Below are 8,392 nucleotides of genomic sequence, written 5' to 3'. Positions count from 1 at the left end.
ACCCGGCGCTGGCCGCCGCGCCCGTCCTGCTGGCCGCCTCCCTGGCGCTGCTGGCCGCCGCCGGCTGGAGCGCCCCCGCCGCGGCGGCGCCCGAACGCCCCGGCCCCGTCAGGACCGCCAGCCCGCGCGGCACTGAGCCCGCGGCCGAGAGCGATCCGCGCACCGAGACCCGCCATGTCGTGCGCGCCGGCGAGACCCTGGGCGGGATCGCCAACCGCGCCGAGGTGCCGCGCATCCTGATCATCGAGGCCAATGCACTGCCCCCGCCCTATGCCGTGCGCGAGGGTCAGGTGCTGGTGATCCCCCGCCGCCGGTCGCACCGGGTCAAGGAGGGCGAGACCGGCTTCGCCATCGCGATGGACTATGGCGTGCCGTGGAGCGCGATCGCGGTGGCCAACGGGATCGATCCCAAGGGCCGCGTCCGCGCCGGCCAGGCCCTGGTGATCCCCACCCTCACCCGGGCCGCGCCGCTCCCGGCGGCCAGCCCCTCGCCCGCCGCCGACCGCGACGACGATGACGACGAGGCCCGCCCGCCCGCCCGCCCGGCTGCGCCCGCCACCGGGACCACCACCGGGACCGCCGCCGCCACCTCCGCCACCTCTGGGCTGCGCTTCACCTGGCCGGCGCCGGGCAAGGTCCGCCGCGGCTTCGTGGCGCGCGCGCGCGGCGCCAGCAGCAGCGAGGCGCGCAGCCGCCGCGGCGCACCGGCCAGTCCGCACGACGGGATCGACATCGCCGGCGCCAAGGGCGACCCGGTCCGCGCCGCCGCCCCCGGGCTGGTGTGGTATGCCGGCAAGGAGCCCAACCTTTACGGCAACGTGGTGATCATCGACCACGGCCGCGGCTGGTTCTCGGCCTATGCCAAGCTGTCGAAGGTCACCGTGAAGAAGGGCGAGCTGGTGCGCGGCGGCGAGCGGGTGGGCCTGATCGGGAACACCGGATCGACCAGCACCACCGAACTCCACTTCGAAATCCGCCGCAACACCGTGCCGCGCGATCCGGAGGCCCTGCTGCCGAAGCGGTGAGCAGGGCGGGCCTGACCACGTGGCCCCTTCGGCGAAGCTCAGGACATGCTTCGACAGGCTCAGGCTGAGCGGGCTTGGGTGGACCCTCCGCTGGTGGGTGGAGGAAGACGTGGGGCGGGCCTTGCCGCGTGGCCTTCGACAAGCTCAGGCCGGGCGGGTCTGGGAAGGGCCCGCTGCGGTGGGTTGAGGACAAACAAGGCCCGGCATACCCGGTCTCTTCCTCCCAATCTCCCCCTCCGCTCAGCCTGAGCTTGTCGAAGGCCACGCGCCGGCGCTGGCCCCACGCCTCCAGCTCACCGCCTGGAACACCGTGCCGCGCGATCCGGAGGCCCTGCTGCCAAAGCGGTGAGCGGAGTTACGGGAACGCCGCGACTTTCGATCCTGCTGCCGCCCACAAATGGACCGTCGTCCCGGGCTTGACCCGGGACCCAGCTGTTCCTAGCCCGGCATCCGTTGGGCATGCAAAGCTGGATCCCGGGTCAAGCCCGGGATGACGCAGGTTGGCGCAGTATGGGGCCTTTGGGCGGGGGCCCTTCGCCGAAGGGCCAGGCGCCGTCATCAGCCCCAAGCGCCCCTACCCCAGCGTCCAGAACACCGTGCCCATCGCCAGATAGGCGGTCAGCCAGAAGCCGGCATCGACCAGCGCTTCGCGCAGGGTCACGCCGTGGCGGGCCTGGTTGAGCCACACCGCCGGGATGACGAAGAACAGCGCCACTCCGCCCGACTGCATCCAGTAGAGCCACGGCTTGACCGCCAGGGTGGCCGGTCCGATCCGGGCCAGACTGTGCCCCAGCATCAGGGCGGGAAAGGCCAGCAGGAACAGCCCGGCGATGGCATCGCGCACCGGGCCGGCATCGGGGCGCCGGTCGGTGTCCATGAAGGCGAAGGGGGGGAGCCCGCCGAACAGCGGGCCATACCAGACCCGGCCGATCGCGGCGGCCAGTCCGGGGGCCAGCAGCACGGCCAGCCAGTTGATCGCACCCATGGCTCAGTCTCCCTCGCGCCAGTCGATGGTTTCGGCATGCCCGGGCGCGGCGGGCCGCCAGCGGGCCGAGAAGCTGTCGATCCGGCCGCGTACCGCCGCCACCTGGGCCGGGCCGAAGGCCGGCAGCGGCACGAACGAATCGGCGCAGGCCGTGGCCGCCAGATCGATCAGCAGCGCCGGATCGCCGCTGCCGCCCGACCACAGGTCGGCCTCGAAGCATTCCACGATCCGCTCGGCCTGGAGCAGTTCGACGATCTGCGCCTGCGGCACCTGCGCCCGGCTGGCGCTGGCATGCCCGGCGGCATGGGCGATCGCGGCGATCTCGTCCGGGTGATAGCCCGCGGCAACCATGCCCCAGAAGGCCCCGCGCAGCCCCAGTTCCTCCTCGACGAACAGGTGCACGGCATCGTGTGGCAGCGGGCCCTTCCTGGGAAAGCGGGCGGCGAAGCGGCTGCCGTCGTCGCGGATGCCCGTAATGCCATCGTCGGCCTGGCCCTTGGTGATGGTGACGCGCATGCGGGGGCTCCATACGCGGCAATCGACGCGGGCGCCAAGTGGGTGTAGGGGCGCCGGCGATATGGCACTCGAAATCCCCTCTCCGCGCAAGGTCGGCATGGTCAGCCTCGGCTGTCCCAAGGCGCTGGTCGACAGCGAGCGCATCCTCACCCGTCTCCGCGCCGACGGCTATGCGATGAGCCCCGACTATGCCGGCGCCGACGTGGTGCTGGTCAACACCTGCGGGTTCCTCGATTCGGCCAAGGAAGAAAGCCTCAATGCGATCGGCGAGGCGATTGCCGAGAATGGCCGCGTCATCGTTACCGGCTGCATGGGGAATGAGGCCGAGCTGATCCGCGCCAGGTTCCCCAAGGTGCTGGCCGTCACCGGCGCGCACCAGTACGAGGCCGTGGTGGAGGCCGTGCATGAGGCCGCCCCGGCCAGCCTGGGCCCCTATATCGACCTGATCCCCCAGGCCGATCCCGGCGAGGTCAAGCTGACCCCGCGGCACTACAGCTATCTCAAGATTTCCGAGGGCTGCAATCACGCCTGCGCGTTCTGCATCATCCCGCAGCTGCGCGGCAAGCTGGCCAGCCGGCGGATCGATGCCGTGCTGCGCGAGGCGGAAAAGCTGGTGGCGGCGGGCACGCGCGAGCTGCTGGTGATCAGCCAGGACACCTCGGCCTATGGCGTCGACGTGCGGCACGAGGAACGCCAGTGGAAGGACCGCGCGGTCCGCACCCACATGACCGACCTGGCCCGCGAGCTGGGCCAGCTGCGCAGCCCGGACGGGCAGACCCCCTGGGTGCGGCTGCACTATGTCTACCCCTACCCCCATGTCGACGCGGTGATCCCGCTGATGGCCGAGGGGCTGCTGACGCCCTATCTCGACATCCCCTTCCAGCACGCCGCGCCCTCGGTACTGAAGGCGATGAAGCGCCCGGCCAACGAGGCCAAGGTGCTGGAGCGCCTGCGCGCCTGGCGCGCGATCTGCCCGGATATCGCGATTCGTTCATCCTTCGTGGTCGGCTTCCCGGGCGAGACCGAGGCCGATTTCCAGTACCTGCTCGACTGGCTGGACGAGGCCCAACTCGACCGCGTCGGCGGTTTCCGCTTCGAGCCGGTCGCCGGGGCCAGCGCCAATGACCTGCCCGGCGCCGTGCCGGACGCGGTCAAGGAGGAGCGCTATGCCCGCCTGATGGAAAAGACCGAGGCGATCAGCGCCGCGCGCCTCGCCGCCAAGGTCGGCCGCACTCTGCCGGTGATCATCGATGAGGTGGGCGAACCCGACGAGGACGGCGACATTGGCGCCACCGGCCGCAGCCAGGCCGACGCGCCCGAGATCGACGGCGCGGTCTACCTGCGCCAGGTGCCCGCCACGCTGCAGGTGGGCGATATCGTCCCCGTCACCGTGGAGGATGCCGACGCGCACGATCTCTACGGCTTTGTGGCAGGGTCATGACACCCCAGTTGCGTTTCGCGCAACTGTGTACGCACTATTCGCACTTGCAGCAAAACCGAGTCGGGCCCACATAGGGGGTGCCTTTCAGGCATCCTCTCCCAAGACTTCAAAGGCCCGGTCGGCAACGACCGGGCCCTTTTTTTGGTCCTTCGCCGGACGGGGGTGCATGGCCTCGGGGGCTCTGGGCTCGCGTTGCCGCGTGGGCTTCGACAGGCTCAGCCTGAGCGGGTGTGGGGACTTGCCCAGGAGGAAGCGGACGCGTGGTGAGTCGACCCTAGCCCGAGATTATCCCAGGCCCATTCCCAGTCCCGCTCAGGCTGAGCCTGTCTGAGCGGGTGTGGGGACTTGCCCAGGAGGAAGCGGACGCGTGGTGAGTCGAACCTAGCCCGAGGTTATCCCAGGCCCATTCCCAGTCCCGCTCAGGCTGAGCCTGTTTGAGCGGGTGTGGGGACTTGCCCAGGAGGAAGCGGACGCGTGGTGAGTAGAACCTTGCCCGAGATTATCCCAGGCCCATTCCCAGTCCCGCTCAGGCTGAGCCTGTCGAAGCCAACGCGCGACACCTCTACCGGGTCGCTGCACCGCGCCGTCAAGAACGGCGCGTCCCTTTTTACCGCCCCGACTGGGTGATGATCCGGTCGCGCGCCGCGCGCATGTCGCCGGTTTCGATCTGCAGGCGCAGGCGTTCCCGGTCGCGCGCGCGGAACATGTCCTCGGCGCGGTCGATCTCGGCCAGGGCCACGCCGCTGTCCTCCAACGCGCGGCGCGCCATGACCACGGCCGATTCGAGCACCTCGCGGACGATCCGCCGCGCCGGGCTGCCCTTGAGCCGGACCACCGCGCGGCGGTCATAGGCGCGGACATAGATCGCGGCGTTGGGGAAGGCCTCGTGCACCGCCTCGAGGAAGTCGGCGCTGAGCTGGTCGCCGTCGATGCAGAACAGGATCAGCTCGGCCTCTTCGGCCCCGGCCTGGCGCAGCAGATCAAGCCGGGTGCCGTCGCCGAAGTAGACCTTGGCGCCGAAGGTCCCCGCGACATCGATCATCTCGATGTCCGAATCGATCAGCGTCACCGGCACGTCGCTGGCGATCAGGATCTGCGCCACGGTCTGGCCGAAGCGGCCGTAGCCGACCACCAGCGCGTTGGCCCCGTCCGACCGTGGGCCCTCGCGCTCGCCCTCCGCCTTGCTGATCGGCTCGTCGCGGAACCTGCGGGTGATGGTCATCAGGAACGGCGTGGTGGCCATCGACAGCGTGACCACCGCGCCGAACAGGCTGGCCGCCTCGGGCGAGATCAGCAGCGCGTTCTGCGCCTGGGTGAACAGGACGAAGCCGAACTCGCCGCCCTGGCTGAGCAGCAGGCCGAGCCCCAGCGCGGCGCGGCTGGTCATGCCGAAGACCCGGGCGATGCCGAACATCACCACCGCCTTGGCGGCGATCAGCGCCAGCGCCATGCCCGCCACGAACAGCGGCCGTTCGGCGATGGCGTGCAGGTCCAGCATCATGCCCACGGCGAGGAAGAACAGGCCGAGCAGGATCGAGCGGAACGGCTCGACATCGGCCTCCAGCTCATGCCGGTAGGGCGAATCGGCCAGCATCACGCCGGCGATGAAGGCGCCCAGTGCGGTGGACAGCCCGAGCAGTTCCATCAGCGCGGCCGAGGCCATCACCGTGAACAGCGCGGCGGTGACGAACATCTCGCGCTCGCCGAGGTTGCCGATCAGGCGGAACAGCGGCTGCAGCAGGTAGCGCCCGGCGAGGATCAGCCCGACGATCGCGCCCACCGTGTAGAGCCCCAGCAGCCAGCCGGGCGGACCGCCGGCATCGGCCGGGTTGCGGCTGAGCGCGGTGATGATCGTGATCATCGGGATGATCGAGAGGTCCTGGAACAGCAGGATCGCGAAGGCCCGCTCGCCGAAGGGCGTGCGCAGGCGCCCCGAGGACTGGAGCATCGGCAGGACCTGCGCGGTCGAAGAGAGGGCCAGCGGCAGGCCCAATGCCAGCGCCGCCGCCGGGGTGAAGCCCACCACCAGCGTGACGATCCCCGCCAGCGCCAGCCCGCAGGCGGTCACCTGCAGCAGCCCCAGCCCGAAGATTTCGCGGCGCAGCCGCCACAGCCGCGCCGGGTTGAGCTCCAGCCCGACGATGAACAGCAGCAGGGTGATGCCCAGTTCGGCGATGCCGAGCTTGCTTTCCGGGTCGCCCACCAGCGCCAGACCCTGCGGGCCGATCACCGCCCCGGCCAGCAGGTAGCCCAGCGTGGCGCCCAGGCCGAGCCGGCGGAACACCAGCACGAAGGCCAGGGCGAAGCCAAGCAGGAGAAAGCCGTCGCGTACGAGCGAGACGTGGTCTGCGGCGCCGCTCATCGCGGCCGGGGGAGTGCGCGGGTCATGACCCCATGCTTACCGGATCGGGCCGGCAAGCAGAACCGGTAAAGCGCCCGGCCGCTGCCTTAGAGCCAGCCGATCCGCCGGAAGCGCCACCACAGCCCGAGGCAGATCGTGCCGATCAGCCCGACCACGACGAAGTAGCCGTAGCGCCAGCGCAGTTCGGGCATGTACTCGAAGTTCATGCCATAGATCCCGGCGATGGCGGTGGGCACGGCCAGGATCGCGGCCCAGGCGGCGAGCTGGCGGGTCATCTCGCCCTGGCGGTGCTGCTCGAGCAGGCCCGCGGTCTCGACGATCGAGGCGAGCGTCTCCTTCAGCCCCCGCATCCGCGCGAGCGCCCGGCGAGAATGGTCGAGCACGTCGCGGAACCAGATTCGCGCGCCCGGATCAATCACCGGCAGGTCCGCCGTGGCGAGCCGCTCGCAGACCTCCTCCATCGGTCCGGCGATCCGCTCGAAGCGGCGGATCTGGCGGCGCAGGCGGAAGATGCGGCGGATCGTCGAGGGCTGCGGGAAGGTATCGATGGCCCGCTCCTCCATCGCCTGGACGGCATCCTCGAAGCGGTCGATGATCGGCTGGAAGCCGTCGACGATGAAGTCGAGGATCGCATGGGCGACATAGTCGACCCCCTCGGCGAGTCGCTCGGTGTGGGCCTCGACCCGCTCGCGCACCGGGTTGTGCGCGCGCGACGAGCCGAACCGGACGGTGACGAGGTAGTCCCGGCCCAGGAACAGCGCGGTCTGGCCATAGACGATCGTCTCGCCGTCCCCCAGCTCGGCGGTGCGCGCGACGATGAACAGCGCAGGGCCGTACACCTCAACCTTGGGCAGCTGCGTCGGATTGAGCGCGTCCTCCACCGCCAGCGGGTGCAGGTCGAACTGGCGGCGCGCCTGCTCCATCTCGTCCGCGGTCGGCTCGCACAGCCCGATCCAGTCGAAACTGTCGGGCGGGAGCGGCTGACGCGGCTGACCGTCGAGCGTGAGGACGTGGTCTTCGGTGTTTCCCGCGGAATAGCGGCGCGCGGCGATGATCGGCATGCCCCGGTGTGGCAAAGTCGCGCGGCGCTGGCAATTGCCCGGCCCGCCTGCCCCCGTACCCGCCTGCCCCCGTGCCCGCCTGCCCCTGTGCGCGCTTGCCCGCGGCGGCGGCGTCACCTAACCAGCCGGGATGCTGGACCACAATGCCGCCGCCGCCCGCATCTTCACCGCCGCGCTGATCGTGATCGGCGACGAGATCCTCTCGGGCCGGACCCACGACAAGAACATCGCGCAGGTCGCCACCTGGCTGCAGGTCCAGGGGATCCGGCTGAAGGAGGTGCGCGTGGTCGCCGACGAGGAGCCGGCGATCGTCGAGGCGGTCAACACGCTGCGCGCCCGCAACGACTACCTGTTCACCACCGGCGGGATCGGCCCGACGCACGACGACATCACGGTCGACGCCATCGCCGCCGCGCTGGGCGTGGGGGTCGAGGTGCACCCGGCGGCGCGGGCCATCCTCGAGGACTACTACGCCACCCGCGGCGGCCTGACCGAGGCGCGGCTGCGCATGGCGCGGGTCCCGGCGGGTGCCGACCTGATCCCCAACCGCTTCACCGGCGCGCCGGGGATCCGCTGGGGCAACATCTACATCATGGCCGGGGTGCCCTCGATCACGGCCGGCATGCTCGAGGCGCTGACCGGCACGCTCGAGGGCGGCGCCCCGCTGCTCAGCGAGACGATCGGCTGCTGGGTGGGCGAGAGCGAGGTCGCCGACCTGTTGCGCCAGACCGAAAAGACCCACGAGGGCTGCCAGATCGGCTCCTATCCGTTCTGGCGCGAGGGCCGCACCGGGGCCAATTTCGTGATCCGCTCGGTCGATCCGGACCGGCTCGCGGCCTGCTGCGCCGCGCTCGCCGCGGGGCTCACCGCGGGAGGCCGCACCCCGGTCGCCGGTGGGCTCTGAGCGGGCAGCGCCGGGGCGCCCGTCCGCGGCGCTGAGCCTCTGCCTGGTGGCGGCCACCGCGCTGGCCGGCTGCGCCGCGCCCGAGCCCCAGCGCGCCA

7 protein-coding genes are annotated in these 8,392 nt (G+C 71.0%); 3 read left to right on the top strand and 4 right to left on the bottom strand.

From position 1 onward, the window contains the following. The coding region (locus H7F53_RS17385; RefSeq protein ID WP_185680785.1) for a M23 family metallopeptidase at positions 1-1,025 on the top strand (1,025 nt) is incomplete at its 5' end. 574 nt (positions 1,026-1,599) lie between these two features. Here H7F53_RS17385 and H7F53_RS17380 read toward each other — a convergent pair. Next, positions 1,600-2,010 carry a DUF1761 domain-containing protein gene (locus H7F53_RS17380; protein ID WP_185680784.1) on the bottom strand — a complete coding sequence of 137 codons (411 nt, stop codon included), beginning with the start codon at positions 2,008-2,010 and terminating at the stop codon, positions 1,600-1,602. A gap of 3 nt (positions 2,011-2,013) precedes the next feature. Beyond that, complete coding sequence (locus H7F53_RS17375; protein WP_185680783.1) at positions 2,014-2,526, bottom strand: hypothetical protein; 513 nt, start codon at positions 2,524-2,526, stop codon at positions 2,014-2,016. A 61-nt stretch (positions 2,527-2,587) separates the two neighbouring features. Here H7F53_RS17375 and rimO point away from each other — a divergent pair, with 61 nt between their 5' ends. Continuing rightward, positions 2,588-3,967: a 30S ribosomal protein S12 methylthiotransferase RimO gene (gene rimO, locus H7F53_RS17370; RefSeq protein WP_185680782.1), complete on the top strand. Its 1,380-nt coding sequence runs from the start codon at positions 2,588-2,590 to the stop codon at positions 3,965-3,967. A gap of 607 nt (positions 3,968-4,574) precedes the next feature. On the opposite strand, the gene H7F53_RS17365 is transcribed toward rimO, so the two are convergent. Next, on the bottom strand, positions 4,575-6,329 hold the full coding sequence (locus tag H7F53_RS17365; protein WP_185680781.1) for a cation:proton antiporter domain-containing protein: 1,755 nt from the start codon (positions 6,327-6,329) through the stop codon (positions 4,575-4,577). A gap of 86 nt (positions 6,330-6,415) precedes the next feature. After that, positions 6,416-7,390 carry a magnesium and cobalt transport protein CorA gene (locus tag H7F53_RS17360; RefSeq protein ID WP_185680780.1) on the bottom strand — a complete coding sequence of 325 codons (975 nt, stop codon included), beginning with the start codon at positions 7,388-7,390 and terminating at the stop codon, positions 6,416-6,418. Positions 7,391-7,520: 130 nt separating this feature from the next. Here H7F53_RS17360 and H7F53_RS17355 point away from each other — a divergent pair, with 130 nt between their 5' ends. Beyond that, complete coding sequence (locus H7F53_RS17355) at positions 7,521-8,294, top strand: competence/damage-inducible protein A (RefSeq protein ID WP_185680779.1); 774 nt, start codon at positions 7,521-7,523, stop codon at positions 8,292-8,294. Positions 8,295-8,392: the final 98 nt, after the last annotated feature.

Origin of the sequence: Novosphingobium piscinae (assembly GCF_014230355.1) — a bacterium.
Lineage (GTDB): Bacteria > Pseudomonadota > Alphaproteobacteria > Sphingomonadales > Sphingomonadaceae > Novosphingobium > Novosphingobium piscinae.
The sequence above is the reverse complement of the archived record's forward strand: the minus strand, read 5'-3'. Positions and strand labels throughout refer to the sequence as shown.

What these genes read in the sequence shown, in the direction of transcription:
- H7F53_RS17365 (WP_185680781.1), bottom strand. Translation starts at nt 6,329, where the DNA reads ATGAGCGGCGCCGCAGACCACGTCTCGCTCGTACGCGACGGCTTTCTC.
- H7F53_RS17360 (WP_185680780.1), bottom strand. Translation starts at nt 7,390, where the DNA reads ATGCCGATCATCGCCGCGCGCCGCTATTCCGCGGGAAACACCGAAGAC.
- H7F53_RS17375 (WP_185680783.1), bottom strand. Translation starts at nt 2,526, where the DNA reads ATGCGCGTCACCATCACCAAGGGCCAGGCCGACGATGGCATTACGGGC.
- H7F53_RS17355 (WP_185680779.1), top strand. Translation starts at nt 7,521, where the DNA reads ATGCTGGACCACAATGCCGCCGCCGCCCGCATCTTCACCGCCGCGCTG.
- rimO (WP_185680782.1), top strand. Translation starts at nt 2,588, where the DNA reads ATGGCACTCGAAATCCCCTCTCCGCGCAAGGTCGGCATGGTCAGCCTC.
- H7F53_RS17380 (WP_185680784.1), bottom strand. Translation starts at nt 2,010, where the DNA reads ATGGGTGCGATCAACTGGCTGGCCGTGCTGCTGGCCCCCGGACTGGCC.